The organism is Thermogemmatispora tikiterensis (assembly GCF_003268475.1).
In the GTDB taxonomy this organism is placed as follows: Bacteria; Chloroflexota; Ktedonobacteria; order Ktedonobacterales; family Ktedonobacteraceae; genus Thermogemmatispora; species Thermogemmatispora tikiterensis.
On record NZ_MCIF01000002.1, the window covers coordinates 1,509,421 to 1,524,749 of the forward strand.

Annotated in this window: 8 protein-coding genes; 6 read left to right on the forward strand and 2 right to left on the reverse strand. The window is 60.3% G+C overall.

Features of this window, described 5'->3' with window-relative positions; translation table 11 throughout:
• Window positions 1–129 precede the first annotated feature (129 nt).
• Window positions 130–1,638: a WD40 domain-containing protein gene (locus A4R35_RS06130; RefSeq protein WP_112427534.1), complete on the reverse strand. Its 1,509-nt coding sequence runs from the start codon at window positions 1,636–1,638 to the stop codon at window positions 130–132.
• A gap of 385 nt (window positions 1,639–2,023) precedes the next feature.
• On the opposite strand from A4R35_RS06130, the gene A4R35_RS06135 reads away from it, so the two are divergent.
• The 4 genes from A4R35_RS06135 to ligA all read left to right on the forward strand — a co-directional run bounded on the left by A4R35_RS06135 (window position 2,024) and on the right by ligA (window position 9,662).
• Window positions 2,024–3,889 carry a M28 family peptidase gene (locus tag A4R35_RS06135; RefSeq protein ID WP_112427536.1) on the forward strand — a complete coding sequence of 622 codons (1,866 nt, stop codon included), beginning with the start codon at window positions 2,024–2,026 and terminating at the stop codon, window positions 3,887–3,889.
• A gap of 1 nt (window position 3,890) precedes the next feature.
• Entirely contained in the window at window positions 3,891–5,537 is a 1,647-nt protein-coding gene (locus tag A4R35_RS06140) for a putative manganese-dependent inorganic diphosphatase (protein WP_112427539.1), read from the forward strand.
• 357 nt (window positions 5,538–5,894) lie between these two features.
• On the forward strand, window positions 5,895–6,968 hold the full coding sequence (locus tag A4R35_RS06145) for a phospholipase D-like domain-containing protein (protein ID WP_189361384.1): 1,074 nt from the start codon (window positions 5,895–5,897) through the stop codon (window positions 6,966–6,968).
• Window positions 6,969–7,565: 597 nt separating this feature from the next.
• On the forward strand, window positions 7,566–9,662 hold the full coding sequence (gene ligA / locus A4R35_RS06150) for an NAD-dependent DNA ligase LigA (RefSeq protein ID WP_112427543.1): 2,097 nt from the start codon (window positions 7,566–7,568) through the stop codon (window positions 9,660–9,662).
• Between the two features lie 170 nt (window positions 9,663–9,832).
• On the opposite strand, the gene A4R35_RS06155 is transcribed toward ligA, so the two are convergent.
• Window positions 9,833–11,125, reverse strand: a complete 1,293-nt coding sequence (locus tag A4R35_RS06155) for a serine hydroxymethyltransferase (RefSeq protein ID WP_112427545.1) — start codon at window positions 11,123–11,125, stop codon at window positions 9,833–9,835.
• An 855-nt stretch (window positions 11,126–11,980) separates the two neighbouring features.
• On the opposite strand from A4R35_RS06155, the gene fusA reads away from it, so the two are divergent.
• Both fusA and A4R35_RS06165 read left to right on the forward strand, forming a co-directional pair.
• The gene (gene fusA / locus A4R35_RS06160; RefSeq protein WP_112427547.1) at window positions 11,981–14,038 is read left to right on the forward strand and encodes an elongation factor G; all 2,058 of its coding nucleotides are present in this window, start codon (window positions 11,981–11,983) and stop codon (window positions 14,036–14,038) included.
• A gap of 215 nt (window positions 14,039–14,253) precedes the next feature.
• Window positions 14,254–15,201 (forward strand): alpha/beta hydrolase, encoded by a 948-nt coding sequence (locus tag A4R35_RS06165; protein WP_112427549.1) that lies wholly within the window; start codon window positions 14,254–14,256, stop codon window positions 15,199–15,201.
• Window positions 15,202–15,329: the final 128 nt, after the last annotated feature.

Genomic DNA, 15,329 nt, shown 5'->3' on the forward strand with positions numbered 1-15,329 from the left:
GCAGGACTGGCACCGCCTTCATCAGCTCCAGGCAGAGAGCAAGAGATGAGCAGCGTCGCAGCTGGCCAGCCAGGGCAGCTTCTACGGGAAGGCTGAGCCAGACCTGGTCTGGCGCGGTCCGGCAGTCGTTTAACTCAGCTGCCAGAGCGTCACCCGATTCCCCGCCGCTGTGGCAATGGTCTGCCCGTCCGCGGACCATTGCAGGGAGAGTATCGGAGCGCCCAGGCGGACGGTGAAGAGCGGCATCTGACTGTGCGTTGGATACCAGACGGCCAGCAGGCCATCGTTGCCGGCGCTGGCCAGCAGCCTGCCATCGGGCGACCAGGCCAGCGTACGCAGCGGCTGTGTGTGCAGATGGAGATGCTGAGGTCCGTCGACACATTGGGTTCCGAAGGCCCCTGCCTGTTGGCGCTGGCAAGTCAGCCCGTTCCAGAGGCGGATCAGGCCGTCGTCGCCCCCAACCGCAAGCAGCATGCCTGTGGGAGCGAACGCTAGCGTACGCAGAGCTATCTGACCGTCCTGATAGTAGCCGTGCAGTTCCTGGTCGCTGTCAGCCCGCCAGACGCGCACCAGTCCCCCAGTGGAGGCTGTGGCTATGGTCTGGCCATCCGCGGCCCATGAGGCGGCTTCCAGCGGACTCGTATGGCGCCTGAAGACCTGCAAAGGGCGCCAGAGCTTGCCATCCCAGACAATGGCCAGCTTATCAAGGCTGGTCGAGACAAGGCGTGCCTGACCATGCGGCGCCCAGGCTACGGCGGTGACGGTGGCCGTATGTTGCCGGAGCGGTTGCGTCAGTGGGGTGCCGTTGTAGGGATCGAGAAACTGCACTGCTGAGCCAGCTCCCAGAGCCAGCTGCGTTCCATCGGGTGACCAGGCCAGGGTGCGGACGGCTCCGTTGACGGTGAAGGTATGTTGAACCTGACCTTGTGTGTTCCAGATCAGCAGCTGCCCATCAAGCGAACCACTGGCCAGCAATTTTCCATCGGGTGACCAGGCCAGCGAGCGCACGGTCTGGCGGTGTTGGGTGAAGACCAGGCTGGCCCGGGCGGTAGTCGGCAGCGGGGCCGCCGTTGGCGTGGGCGTCTGCTTCGGTACAGCGGTGGTCGCTGGCCTGCCCTGGCGTTGCTGCATTGTCAGCCACCCTCCCAGGACCCCAGAGCGGTAGGCGGCGTAGCCAGCGCTCGCTCCCGCCACTCCCACTACCGTCAGACCGAGCAAGCTCAGGACAAGACGCCGTGAGCGCTTCCTTCCTGCCGCCTGCTGACCCCCATCTGCAGCTGGTGAGCCTAGCACTCCCACTGCTGGCAGAGCCGTAGCATCAACCAGCGTCACGGCATCATGCAGCCCATCCTCCACCGGCCCGCGTCCGCTGGCAGCCGGTCCCACCACGTAGGGTCGCAGCAGCAAGGATGTCCCTGCCTTGACTCCGGCTTCCTCCAGGCTCAGCTCACGCGGCAGCTCCCGTCCGCTCTCTGCCAGGCTCAAACGGTAGCTCAGCCGATTACCAGTGCTATCCTCTAGTGGCAGCTTCAACACCTTGACCAGGGCCGGCACCAGCGACCAGAGCGGTGCCTCGCCTGAGACCTCCACTGGATACCTCAGTCCAGAGAGGCTGTCTTCAATGATGACCTCTAGCATGCTTGTCTCCCCTCTTTGAAGGCTCGCGCCTCACATCCACAGCTTCTCTCTGGGAGGAATCCACGAACGATCAAGCGGCCTATTTTTTACAGCTTGCGCTCCTCCCCCAAAATGGCCACCACCAAGAAAGAGGCGGCGAAACGTCTTTTTTAGAAGGGGGAAGTGAGAGCCAGGCGCCTTTTTCTGCCACTTGACTGTCACCATGCTGCATACAGTCATCTGCTACAAGCCAGGAGAGAAGGAAGGTCTGTTCCTGTCCACCACGGCACCCTCATATCCGAGGTGCGCTTTGCATTGTCTTAGAGCACTATGGAGTTGAGCCGCCCAAGCCCCTGGAGGGGGTCTGCTTGCAGGTATACAGGCGACTCTCATATGGAGGAAGATCATGCCATTACCAGGCAAGACATGCTTATGGCAGCCAACCTCGCGCAAGGCGACACTCGTTCAACGGCTCCTCCTGTCCCTACTGCTGATCAGCTCGCTATGGCCCGGCTACTTCAAATCGCCATCGGCCAGCGCCAGCGGGCGCAGCTCTGGGGTGGCCAGTTTTCCTACTGTAGACGGCAACTATATCTACCAGCAGCTTTTCTATATGGCCACCCATTTTCTGCGGCGCGAAGCCGGTTACGATCGCAATCTGCCGCCTACTGTCAACGGCCACGACGAGTTTGCTGCCTACTGGAGCGCAGAAATGCTGCGCAACCTGAGTGGCTTCGACCCTCAAGTTCAGCGCGACCCCTTTGCCATCCGGGGCTGGCTTAATCGCCCGGCGCTCGTGCCTGCATTCAATGTTGAGGTCAGCGTCCCTGGCATCAAACAGCCTGAGCAGATCATCATCATTGGCTGTCACTACGATGGCATGGCCTTCTCAACCCAGTCGGCCTACGACGACGCCAGCGGCTGCGCCATCGAACTGGGCATCGCCCGCGGGTTAGCCAGCTACTGGCGTGCGCATCAGCTCTATCCAGCTCGCACGCTACGCTTTGTCCTCTTCGATGCCGAGGAGCAGGGTCTCTATGGCTCATTCCATGCCGTCAACGAGACCATGAACGCCGATCTGGGGAATATCGTTGCCATGTTTAACGAGGAGCAGAGCGGCATCGCCTATCCTGTGCGCTACCTCGGTCAGGCTGCTAATCCTGTTTTTCCCCTCTATGTCGATCTCTCCCCCTTGACAAGCACTAAGCTCTATCCACAGCAGAACGCGCTCTCAGCCGAGCAGCGCCAACGTATCAGCCAACTCCGGAATCTGATGGATCAGGCTGTTCCTGCTGTCTTTGCCGAGCTTTACGAAGAAGGCTTTCAGATGCTCTCCTATCACGGGAAACAGCAACAAGACATCTTTGAGCCGATCTTTACCCCTGATCAGCAGCAAGACGTGATCCGTGAGGACGACCGGCTTGGCAGCAGCGATCAGGTGCCGTTCACGCTGGCAGGGATCGCCTGTGCCACTCTGGTCGGCAACTCCAGTTATTACAGCACAGCCGCCACGCCTGGTTACCCCTTTGACCAGCCGGAAGACACGATTCAGCTGATGAACACCTTCGCCGACGGCAGCTCACAGCAGTCACAGGCTTTGACCTTAGCTCTGACCCTGCCCGCCATGCTCACGACCTGGCTGCTCAACCAGCCCGCGATCGTGGGAGCGGCCCCCGCTGATGGTCGCCCGGTCACAGCCATCAATGATCTCGGCAGAGCAAGACCAGGTCTGCCACTGACCGTTGAGGCTCAGGCCGCTTTCTTGCCTGGCTCCAGCTTACCGGTAGGGAGGTTCAGCTACCGTTGGGATTTCGGCGACGGCGAGAGCGCTCATGGTCAGCGCGTCAGCCACGTCTATCATCGGGCCGGCGAGTACCAGCTCAGACTTACAGTGACGGCTGCCAATGGCTCCCAACGCCTCATCAGCCAGACGCTTGTTGTGAGGCAGCAGTCCCCAAGTTACCCTAATCCCTACGTGCGTTTCCTCAACAACGGCATGCCGCCCGGTAACCCCGGCATTACTCTGCCCACTCCGAATAACCGGCTCAGCGACCGCGTCACCACTGTCGCCCAGGCTACCGCAATCACAACAGTCCCTTCAGCTGGCACAGCTCATCCTCTGGCGCTTGCCCTCGGCGTGGCTATCGGCCTGGCACTGCTTTTTGTTATACTGATAGGCGTACTACTGTTCATCTCTCGCAGCCAACGCAACGACCGGCAGAACGCCAGTGCTCACGTCAGGAGGGAGCACGGGCCTGGAGGAAGCAGCTAGCATGGCACAGCCAATCTACGTTATTGGACATAAACAGTCAGATCTCGACTCGATCGCCTCGGCCTACGCTTATGCGCGTCTGCTACAAGCTCAGGGGGAAGAGGCTATTCCCGCTCGGCACGGCTCTATCAAACCAGAAGTGCGTTTTGTGTTAGAGCGCTACGGAGTGGAGCCGCCAGAGGCCCTGGAGGACGTCTATCTGCAGGTACGCGACGTCATGAGGCGCGGCGTCATCAGTATCCACGTTGATCAGCCCCTGCTGGAAGCCGGGCGCCTGCTACAGGAGCACAACCGGCGCGCCATGCCCGTGATTGACGACGAGGGCCGCGTTCGGGGAATTATCGCCATTGAAGACCTGGCCAAGCTCTTTTTCAAGGATCTCGATCCACAAGCGGTCAACCGGGTCCCGCTGGAGCGGGATAACCTGGTACGTGTCCTTCACGGACGCGTGCTCGTCGAGGGACGGCGCAAGCTGGGCAACCGCATCCTGGTCGGCGCCATGCAGGCAGCCACCATGCGCGAATATCTTGAGCCGGGTTGTCTGGTTGTCCTGGGGGACCGCGAGGATGCCCAACTGGCTGCCATCGAGGCTGGAGCTGCTGCCCTGGTCATCACCGGCGACTTGCTCGTCTCCGAGCGCACGCTGGCTGCAGCGCGCAAACACGGTGTGCTCGTCATTAGCACCGCTTATCACACCTTCACCGCCGTCCGCCTCATCAATCTGAGCATGAAGACCAGCGAGATCATGAACCGTGACTTCGACTCCTGCAGGCCGGAAGACCTGATGAGCGAGATACAGCCGCTGCTGGCCCGCCATCGTTCGCTGCCAGTGTTGGACGATGAAGGGCGCCTGGTCGGTTATCTCTCGCGGACCGACATGCTCAATGCCCGTCCACGTCGCATTGTGCTTGTCGATCACAATGAACGCGCGCAGGCTGTGGATGGCATCGAAGAGGCAGAGCTGCTGGCCATTATCGACCACCATCGCATTGCCGATGTTCACACCAGCAAGCCCATCATGTTCCGGGCCGAGCCGGTCGGCTGTACGGGCACCATTATTGTCAGTCTCTATCACGAGGCTGGAGTGCCTATCTCGCGCGAAGCCGCCGGTCTGCTGCTCGCCGGACTGCTCTATGATACACTGATTCTACGTTCACCCACGACGACGGAGCGCGATGAGCAGGTAGCTGCCGAGCTGGCGGAGATTACGGGCGAGGATCTCGAAGCCTATGGCCAGGCTATCTTTGCCGCGGCGGCCTCCGACTTAAACGAGCGCAGTCCCGAGGCTCTGCTCACCGCCGATTTCAAGGAGTACACCGTTCATGGTCTGCGCTTCGCTATCGGCACCGTCGAGACCGCCACTCCCTCGGTAATCGAGCAGCGCAGTGCCGAGCTGCTGGAGACCATGCGCCAGCTCTCTCAGGAGCGTAACTATAGCGTCTTCCTCTTCATGATTGTTGACATTATAAACATGCGCTGCCGCTTGCTGATCCACGGTGGCGAGCAGGCGGTGGCCACAGCGCTCGGAGCGCCGCTCGGGTCCGACGGCCACACCATCGAGGTCGAGGGGCTGGTCTCGCGCAAGAAACAACTGGTTCCCCTGCTGGGTCGTATTCGGAGCCTGCTCCAGGAGCGTGTTCGATCGTAGCGCCGCCCTGGCCAGAGAGGAAGCCGAAGCCAACCGCTACAGACCAGACCAGACCAGACCAGACCGGCGGAGGAAGACAAGGCAGGCAGCACTGCGCAGGCCCATGCTTTCCGGTCTGGTCTCTCTGTGATCTGCGTTTATCCCCAACACTGGCAACGTCCCGGTCGGCTCATCGCCCTGCGTCAGTCAGGCCAGCCTTTGACAATGACTGCTTCTGACGCGCCTTTGGCCCCCCAGACGTGCTTATCTAGAGAGTACTGCTCTTGCACTGCTCCCCTCTCGTCTGCAGAAGATATGATGAGGCTGGAGAGACCATTTATCGTCTCCATTCTACTAACCGATCACGGAGTCGCTTCGATGAGGATGAAAAGGTACGCCGAACGCACCGCTTCTCGCTGGCAGAAGGGCCTCTTCCCCGTGCTCTTCTGCCTCCTCTTGCTCCTGAGCGCCTGTAACATTGAGATTACCGCTGGCGGGAGTACCCTGCTAGCCTCGCCGACCGCCGTTCTCAGCAATGGAGCCCAGCAAGGGCTGCAAGTTTTTGTGGAACCAGATGCCGGCGAAGGGGTCATCACCAACGCTATCAATGGGGCCCACCGCTCGGTCTGGCTGGAACTCTACCTGTTAACTAACCGCAATGTCATCAACGCCCTTGAGGAGGCGGCCAACCGCGGCCTCGATGTGCGCGTGATGCTGGAGACTCACCCCTACGGCGGCGGCTCGCTCTCGCCGACCGAAACGATGGACCGCCTGAGCGCGGCGGGGGTCAAAGTCAAAGCGACCAGCCCAGCTTTCGCTCTGACCCACGAGAAGGGCATGATTATCGATGGCACCACGGCCTATATCATGACCTGTAACCTGACAAACGCCGCTCTCGGCGTCGGCAGCACCAAAAACCGCGAATATGGGATCATCGATACCAATCCCCCAGATGTTAAAGCCGTCAGCGATATCTTCGAAGCCGATTGGAACCGCACGCAGGTCTCTCTCAGCAATCCGAACCTCGTCGTCAGCCCTATCAACTCGCGCAGCGTCCTTGAATCGCTTATCAAAGGCGCGCAAAAATCGCTGCTCATCGAAGCAGAGGAGCTGATCGACGACACCATTGAGCAGGACCTGGCTGCCGCGGCCCAACGCGGTGTTACGGTGCAGGTCATCCTACCCTACCAGAGCAGTTCCTCCGATAGCAACCACAGCGGTATCATGGCCATCAAACGCGGCGGAGCCCAGGTACGAGAGGATAAGCAGCTCTATATGCATGCCAAACTGATGATCGTCGACGGTGAGAAGGCTTTTGTTGGCTCCGAGAACTTCTCAAGCCAATCGCTTGATCACAATCGCGAGCTGGGTATCGTGCTCTCCGATCAACACATTCTCAGCGTGCTCCAGCAGACCTTTTCCAAGGACTGGAACAGTTCGCGCAGCGTCTGAAAAACCCATAGGCCTCGACCACCTCTTGAGCCGCCTGCCGCTAGGCGGTTCAGCAAGAAGGCCGGTCCTTTCTCCAGACTGCCCCTGAGACGACGGGCACAAACAGCCTGGACCGGGCCGGCACGAGCGAGCCAAACCAGCCTTGAGCGGTATGCCTGGCGAACTCGCATAGCGGAGCAGCCAGTTCGCCAGGCTTCTCGCTCGGCCTGGCCCAGCTTGATAGTACCAGGCTGACGTCGTCCCTGCTTCTCTCTCCCCGTTGCCACCATGTGATACGATAGGAAAGCATGTTCTGTCACTCCCAGTCCTTCCGTAGCGCTGACAGCAGCCTAGGCCGGACCACAGGACCTGAGCGATTAGCAGAACCGACGGGGCAGATGGGCAAGCATCCACACGCTCAGCCCCAGTCTCGCAACAAACCTGATCACTCCTGCCAGAGAGCGTTCCTCTCTGGTCAGAAGTGACCAGTGACTGACAGACAGGCTGACTGACAAGCAGAGATAGAACAGACTTTTCCTTTCCTGGCCCTTCTCAAAAGAACAAGATAAGTGGGGAGGTATTTCAGTCAGGGAGATTCTTTTTCGGGGAGGCAACCTGATGGCCGATCAGTCGTTTGAGCACGAGCATGAACAGACCGGCGTCGAGCCGAGCCAGGAAGCAAGCAGCAGAGCGAGCGAGAGCGAGGAGCTAGCTGCTCGCGTGGCAGAGCTGCGCCGTCGCATAGAAGAGGCCAACTACCAGTATTACGTTCTCGACAACCCCACGCTGACCGACGCAGAATATGATCAATTGATGCAGGAGCTGCGACGCATCGAGGAGGAGCATCCTGAGCTACAGACGCCTGACTCGCCAACGCAGCGCGTTGGGGCGGCGCCGCTCCCTGAAGTGCGGCAACATCGCCATCCTGTCCCCATGCTGAGTCTGGCCAACGCGCGCAGCGAAGAAGAGCTACAGGCCTGGCACCGGCGCGCGCAGAACATCCTGCCCAACGCCACCTTTGAATATGTCTGCGAGCTGAAGATCGACGGGCTGGCTATGGCTCTGACCTACGAACAGGGGAGGCTGACCGTGGGTGCCACTCGAGGCGACGGTCTTGTCGGCGAGGATTGGACCCCCAACGTGCGCACCATTCGCAGCATCCCTCAGCGCCTGCGTGACGCCAATCCGCCGCCGCGGGTCGAGGTACGTGGCGAGATCTACATGACCATCGAGAGCTTTGAGAAGCTCAACGCCTCGCTTACCCGCGAGAAACTCTTTGCCAACCCGCGCAACGCCGCCGCCGGTTCGCTCCGTCAGAAAGATCCACGTATCACCGCTGAGCGCAACCTCGACTTCTTCGGTTACCAGATCGGCTATATCGAGGGTCGCAATCTGAGCACGCACTGGGAGGCTCTGCAGCTGATCGCCGAATGGGGCTTTCCAGTCAACCCCCACAATCGGCGGGCGCGGGACCTTGACGAAGTGCTGCAGTATTGTCGTGAATGGGAGCAGAAGCGTTTCGAGTTGCCCTACGAAATTGACGGGGTTGTCATCAAGATCAACGATCTCTCCCAACAGCAGGAGCTGGGTTATGTTGGACGAGAGCCGCGCTGGGCCATCGCCTTCAAATATCCTCCCATCCAGGTCGCCACACGCCTGTTAGACATCCGTATCAACATCGGGCGTACTGGCTCAGTCAATCCCTGGGCTGTGCTGGAGCCGGTCAACATCCGCGGCGTGACGGTCTCGCGGGCCACCTTACACAACGAACAAGACATCCTCCGCAAAGATCTGCGCGTCGGCGACTGGGTCATTGTACAGCGCGCGGGCGAGGTCATTCCCCAGGTAGTCAAGCCCATCGTCGAGCGGCGCACCGGTGAAGAGCGCCCCTACACCCCGATCGAACGCTGCCCCGTCTGTGAGACGTCCATCATGCGTCTGCCGGACGAGGCCATTGCCTATTGCCCCAACACGGACTGCCCGGCGCGCCTGTTGGAGAGCGTCATACACTTCGCCTCCAAAGGGGCAATGGACCTGGAGACAATCGGCGAGAAACAATGCGAGCAACTGGTCAAAGCCGGCTATATTAAAACGGTGGCCGACTTCTACGATCTGACGCGAGAGCAGCTGCTTAAGCTAGAGGGGGTCAAGGAGAAGAGCGCCGACAATATGCTCAAGGCCATCGAGGCGAGTAAGAAGCGTCCTTTCTGGCGTCTGCTCTTCGGCCTCAACATCCGCTATATCGGCGAAAAGACAGCTCAGCTGATTGCCGAGCACTTCGGTTCAATGGATCGCCTGCTGATGGCCAGCGAAGAAGAGATCATGGCCATTCCCGGTGTGGGGCCGAAGAGCGCTCATAGTCTCTATACCTGGCTCCAGCAGGAGAAGAATCGCCAGCTTATCGAGCGCCTCCGTCAGGCTGGCGTCAACATGGCCAGCGAAGAACGGCCTGGTGGACCGCTGGCCGGCCAGTCCTTCTTGTTCACCGGCAAACTGACCCACCTGACACGCTCACAGGCCGAGGAGGCAGTACGCCAGCTCGGCGGCACCGTCGCCAGCAACGTCACACGCTCGTTGACTCACCTCATTGTGGGCGAAGACCCTGGCTCCAAGCTAGAGAAGGCCCAGCGCGCCGGGGTGCAGATTCACGACGAACAGTGGTTCCTTGACCTGCTGCGCCAGCACGGCATCAATATTAGCTCATCAGGCACCTGAAACCCGAGCAAGGGACCAGACTGGCGAGAGAGCCAGTAGACTGGTCCCACCGGGCCAGAGAGAGAGGAGGGAACAGCCCGGAGCACAGATGCTCTCGAGAGTCGCCCCTCCTTTCTACCCCGCAGCCCAGCGGACCCACCCCACCGTCAGGGGTCCGCTGCGGTTCGGACTCAGACGTAGCGCATCTCGAGATAGCGAGCACGCAGTTGATGGACAGCCTCACGCACCTGCTTGCCGCGGATAGCATCGTGGATCAGCTGAGCGAGTTCCCCCATTGCGCGCTCATCCATGCCGAAGCGCGTCATCTCCTGCACTCCAATGCGCAGGCCCGAGGGATTGCGCGGATCAGCATCGCCGGGCAGCATATTATAGTTCACGATGATGTCGTTGGCTTCCAGACGCCTGGCTACCTCCACACCACCACCCCAGTTCGCGACATTGACCGCAATCATGTGGCTGCGCGTGTAGCCAAACTCGCGCGCCTCCACCGGCGTGCCCAGCTCATCAAGGGCCTGGCCCAATGCCTGCGCATTGCGCACAATCTGGGCCGCATACTCGCGCCCGTAGCGCTTCATCTCACGGGTCGCCACCAGCAGGGCCGGCAGTGAGAAGAGATGATGGTTGCTCGAAGAGCCAGGGAAGACTCCGCGATCGGCAGGCGGCCAGTACTTCTTCGCCGTCTCCTCATCCATATTCGCCAGGATCACCCCGCGCTGCGGACCGGGGAAGGTCTTGTGGGTGCTGCCGGTCATCCAGGTGGCCCCTTCCTGCAGTGGTGACTGGAACTGGCCACCGGCGATCAGGCCAAGCACATGAGCCCCATCGTAGAGCACCGGAATATCTCTGGTCTTGCAGAAGGCCGCTACCTCCGCCACCGGCTCGGGGAAGAGGAAGAGGCTCTTGCCCATGACAACAATCTGCGGATTCACTCGGTCGATCAATTCAATCGTCTTCTGCGCATCGACATGATAGCGATCCTCGGTGAGAGGCAGATAGTGGAGATTGATGGACTGAGGCCCGCCCACTTTCAAGGACTGCCCCCGCGTCTGAATACGTCGTCCGAAGACACCCACGGCCCCGTGGCTGATGTGGCCCCCCGCATCAGTCGAGTTGACTACGATCGTATCCCCGCCGCGCAGGAAGCCGAGCGCGATCGCCGTATTGGCTGCATTGCCGCTGATTGGGCGTACATCCGCCTGCTTAGCCCCAAAGAGTTCGCAAATCTCATCTCGCGCCATACGCTCGATTTCATCGATGTAGCGCGTTCCCTGATAGTAGCGATTGATACGCTCGCCCTCATTAGGATGGCCTTCCGCATAGCGCCCCATGAAATCAGAATGCTGGACGCGACGCACCGCCGGGCTAGGGGTATTCTCACTGGCGATCAGATTAATGCACTGCCTCTGGCGCCAGTCCTCTTGCTTGGCAAGAATGGCCTCAATGTCACTGATATCAACCGTCATCAGTATTCCTCCTCCCGCACAGGCAGTTTAGCGTCTGGCCGCCAGCCAATCAGACAGCCACTCTGCCTGGCTGATCGGACTGACCGACGAAGAGCAGACGTGCCGAGCGTTCAAGCAAGCATTAAAAGAAATACGGCAAGCGCGACAGCAAGAGCGCCGTGGCCCGGTTCCCTGGTTTTGGCCTGCCGGAGCCGTGGTGGCGATCACCAGAGCGACCGCTGGCCTGGGGCAGTACCAGTCAGAAGAGCCAGGCGGGGCAAGTGACGGCGCAGCGGATCAGCCGGGAGCCTGCAGCGGATAGCCACTAGCGAGGAAGGGGTGAAGGTGACCAGAGGTTACACGGAGCCTAACCACCAGACCCCTACCTGTTCATACCGCACACGTCATGCCTGAATATCGGGCGCATCGCGTTCGGCGCGTTCGGCTCGTTCGAGCGTGATGCGCCTTCCCTTCTGGGTGGCTGAGCGAGCAAGCGAGCAAGGGCAACTATGGCTGACTGCTGACTGGCCTGAGCTGATCATGCGCAACGCTGGTGGGTTTAGTGTAGCATGGCCTCTGGCATCTGTAAATGGCAGGGGCCTCTGTTCAGGCTGCACGGCACCCGCCGTGTCATTCAGATATGGCCCCGAGTGCGCATTGCTGCAATAAGCTGAACAAAAGATGAGAGAAAGTGAACCCCGATCGTCTTCAAACAGCATTGAACAAAGATGGCGATCCTGTTATACTACCACCATAGAAAGGAGAAGCGTCGCGTCTGCGCTTGCAAAAGAACGTAATACGCATGGAAAGGAGGGGCGGCATTCTGCACCTCGCAGCCAGGAGCGATCCTGGTAGGGGTTCTGCCGCAACGTTTTCATGAAGGTCTACACGGCAGAACAGATTCGCAATGTAGCGCTGATCTCGCATGTAGGAGCGGGCAAGACGTCGCTGGTGGATGCCGCGCTCTATGACAGCGGAGCCGTGACCAGGCAGGGGAAAGTGGATGAGCGGACGTCGGCGGTCGATTACGACCCGGAGGAGTTGAAGCGAGGCATGTCCCTCCACGCCAAGCCGGTGCCGGTAGAATGGCGGGGCCAGAAGCTGAATCTGATCGACACGCCGGGTTACCCAGACTTCGTAGGTGAAGTGAAAGCAGCGCTGCGCGTGGCCGATGCGGCCTTAATCGTGACGACGGCGGAGAAAGGGGTCGAAGTCGGCACCGAACTCACCTGGCAGTACGCCGATGAGCGCCGGCTGCCGCGTATGATCCTGGTCAACAAGCTGGACCGCGAGAACACCTCTTTCGAGCAGACACTGGAGGCACTGCGGGCGCGCTTCGGCCTCAAGGTAGTTCCCCTGCAGATCCCCATCGGAAGCCAATCGAACTTCAAGGGAGTGATCGACCTGGTCTCTCGTCGCGGCTTCACCTTCGAGGGCGGTAATAAGGTTCAGGAAGTTCCTGTTCCTCCCGACCTCCAGGATCAGGTCTCTGCTTTCCGCGAGCAGCTGATTGAATCGGCGGTCGAGAACGATGAGGCTCTGATGGATAAGTTCCTCGAAGGCGAGGAACTGAGCGAGGAGGAGCTGCGTACGCTGGTGCGTCAGGGAACGGTAAGCGGCGAGTTGGTGCCCGTGGTGTGTGCGTCCGCGCTAAAGAATATCGGGGTGCAGACCGCACTCGATGCGCTTCTCGACTATCTGCCGAGCGCCGCCGAGGCACTTTCTGATGAGGTTCGTGCCCTGGGCGAGACGCCGGCTCTCTTTGTCTTTAAGACCGCTGCCGCCCAGGTCGGCACAATCTCGCTCTTCCGCGTTTACAGCGGCACGCTGAAGGCCGATAGTCATGTCTTCAATGTGCAAACGCACGCCGAGGAGCGCATCGGTCAGTTGATCATTCCTCGCGGCAAGGCTCAGGAGAGCGCGTCAGAGATTGCCGCCGGCGACATCGGTGGTGTGGCCAAGCTGACCAATACGCATACGGGCGATACGTTGGTGGGAAGCAAAGAGGTTACTACGGCGCTGGAGCCGATCCAATTCCCTGAGCCGTGCTTTACGGTGGCGGTCTTCCCCAAGAGCAAGGCCGATCTCGATAAGATGAGCAATGCTCTGACACGCCTGGTAGAGGAGGATCACACGCTCCGGGTAACGCGCGATCCAGAGACGGGCGAAACCCGCATCTCGGGCATGGGCGAGACACATATCCAGGTCGCGGTCGATATGATTAAGCGGCGCTTTGGCATCGACCTGGAGGTGCGCGATATCCATATCGCCTACCGCGAGACGATTCGCCGGAAGGCGCGCGCGAATGGACGGCACAAGCGCCAGACTGGTGGTCACGGCCAGTTTGGCGATGTCTGGTTGGAGATTGAGCCGCTGCCCATCGGTGGACCCGATACCTTCATCTTCGAAGACCGTATTGTGGGTGGCGTGGTTCCAAGCCAGTTCGTCCCCGGCGTCGAGAAGGGCGTGCGCGAGTCGTTGAAGCGAGGCTTCATCTCCGGCAATCCGATGGTCTATGTTAAGGTGGCCCTGGTCGATGGTAAATACCACCCGGTCGATTCCTCTGCCCAGTCGTTCGAGATCGCCGCTTCGATCTGCATGCAGGAGGCCGTGCCCCAGGCCAATCCCACGATCCTGGAGCCGGTGATGAACGTGACAGTGATCGTGCCCGAGCAGACGATGGGCGATGTGATGAGCGATATCAATACAAAGCGCGGGCGTGTGCTGGGCATGGAGTCCCTTGGCAACGGTATGCAGAAGATCGTCGCTCAAGTCCCTCAGGCGGAAATGCTTCACTACGCGACAGACCTGCGCTCCCTCACTCAGGGCCGTGGTACCTTTACGATGGAGTTCTATCAGTACGAGGAGGTCCCCCCTCAGATCCAGCAGGAGTTGATCGCTCGCTACAAGAAAGAGAAGGGAGAGCCAGCCTGATTCCCGCTGCCTGGTTCGCGAGAGAGGCGAGCAAGGCAGACGACTCCCTCAATATCGCTGTCATTCGATTGCAGGATGGGGCACCGTCTTCCCAAGACGAGCGGAGAGCCGCCACCTCAGAGGTCGATGGCTGATCCGTCAGGATAGGACGGTGCCCCGCTTTCCTTTCTGTTGCGGTTGAGTTTGAGTAGCCAGGCCTGGTGAAAGGAGTTGCGATGTCCCTGCACGATAGGTCTTTCGGCTGGCTGCGATCCCAGGTGTTGGAGCTGTACCACCAGCAGGACTATGCCCGCGCTCGGGATCTGACTGAGGAAGCGCTTCCTTTTTTCCCCGAACATTGGTCCACCCTGGTATTATGGCGCGCCATCCTCACGCTGCGCCTGGGAAGCCCCGAGGAGGCTCTGGCGATTCTGGAGGAGGCCATTGGCCAGGGGCTGTGGTTTGGACCAGCGCAGTTGGGGGATGAGGATCTCGCTCCTCTACGTTCACTGCCAGCTTTCGCTGCCCTGGAACAGACCTGTCAGGAACGCTACGCCGAGGCCCAGACCCGCTCACATCCGGGAATTCTGGTGCTGGAGCCTGACAACCTGGTCCCGCCCCCCTATCCAACACTGTTCGCGCTCCACGGGAATCAGAGTAGCCCACTGGCCGAGCTCGAGTACTGGCAGCCCATCATGGCGCATCGCTGGCAGGTGGCCCTGCCTTGCTCTTCGCAGCTGGTCGGTTATGGCCTGGCTAGCTGGAACGATGAGGTCCGCGCAATGGATGAGGTCTGCACCCATTGGGAACAACAGCAGCGCTGGAAGCGCATTGATCTCCAGCATGTGGTTCTGGCCGGCTTCTCACGTGGCGCGCGCATCGCTTTGCGCCTGGCGCTGGAGGGGCGTATCCCCGCCATCGGCTTCATTGCTATCTGCCCGGCCCTGGAGGCGAGCCAGATCCTGCTTCCTCAAGATGCCTGTCAGGTGCGCCTGGGCTTCGTGCTGCTCGGTGAGCATGATCAGTGCGCTCCCACCACCCTGGCGGCTATCGAGCGTCTGCGCGCCGCCGGGCTGGCCTGCGAGGTGAAACTCTATCCCGGTTTGGGTCACTTCTATCCGCCGACCTTCTCCGAGGAGCTGCCCGCGCTCCTGGCGCACTTCGTTCCTCCAGCTCCACAGTAGCAGACGGACCAGTACCGTTGCTGGCAAGGTCCTGGCAGGAAACTCGCCCGCGACGGTGATCGCGGTGCCCAGATATGCTTCACTGATTGTTTGCAGTCGCTCATTCTCGTTTAATGGACTTTCAATCG

What these genes read in the sequence shown, in the direction of transcription:
- A4R35_RS06165 (WP_112427549.1), top strand. Translation starts at nt 14,254, where the DNA reads ATGTCCCTGCACGATAGGTCTTTCGGCTGGCTGCGATCCCAGGTGTTG.
- A4R35_RS06145 (WP_189361384.1), top strand. Translation starts at nt 5,895, where the DNA reads ATGAGGATGAAAAGGTACGCCGAACGCACCGCTTCTCGCTGGCAGAAG.
- A4R35_RS06135 (WP_112427536.1), top strand. Translation starts at nt 2,024, where the DNA reads ATGCCATTACCAGGCAAGACATGCTTATGGCAGCCAACCTCGCGCAAG.
- fusA (WP_112427547.1), top strand. Translation starts at nt 11,981, where the DNA reads ATGAAGGTCTACACGGCAGAACAGATTCGCAATGTAGCGCTGATCTCG.
- ligA (WP_112427543.1), top strand. Translation starts at nt 7,566, where the DNA reads ATGGCCGATCAGTCGTTTGAGCACGAGCATGAACAGACCGGCGTCGAG.
- A4R35_RS06140 (WP_112427539.1), top strand. Translation starts at nt 3,891, where the DNA reads ATGGCACAGCCAATCTACGTTATTGGACATAAACAGTCAGATCTCGAC.
- A4R35_RS06155 (WP_112427545.1), bottom strand. Translation starts at nt 11,125, where the DNA reads ATGACGGTTGATATCAGTGACATTGAGGCCATTCTTGCCAAGCAAGAG.
- A4R35_RS06130 (WP_112427534.1), bottom strand. Translation starts at nt 1,638, where the DNA reads ATGCTAGAGGTCATCATTGAAGACAGCCTCTCTGGACTGAGGTATCCA.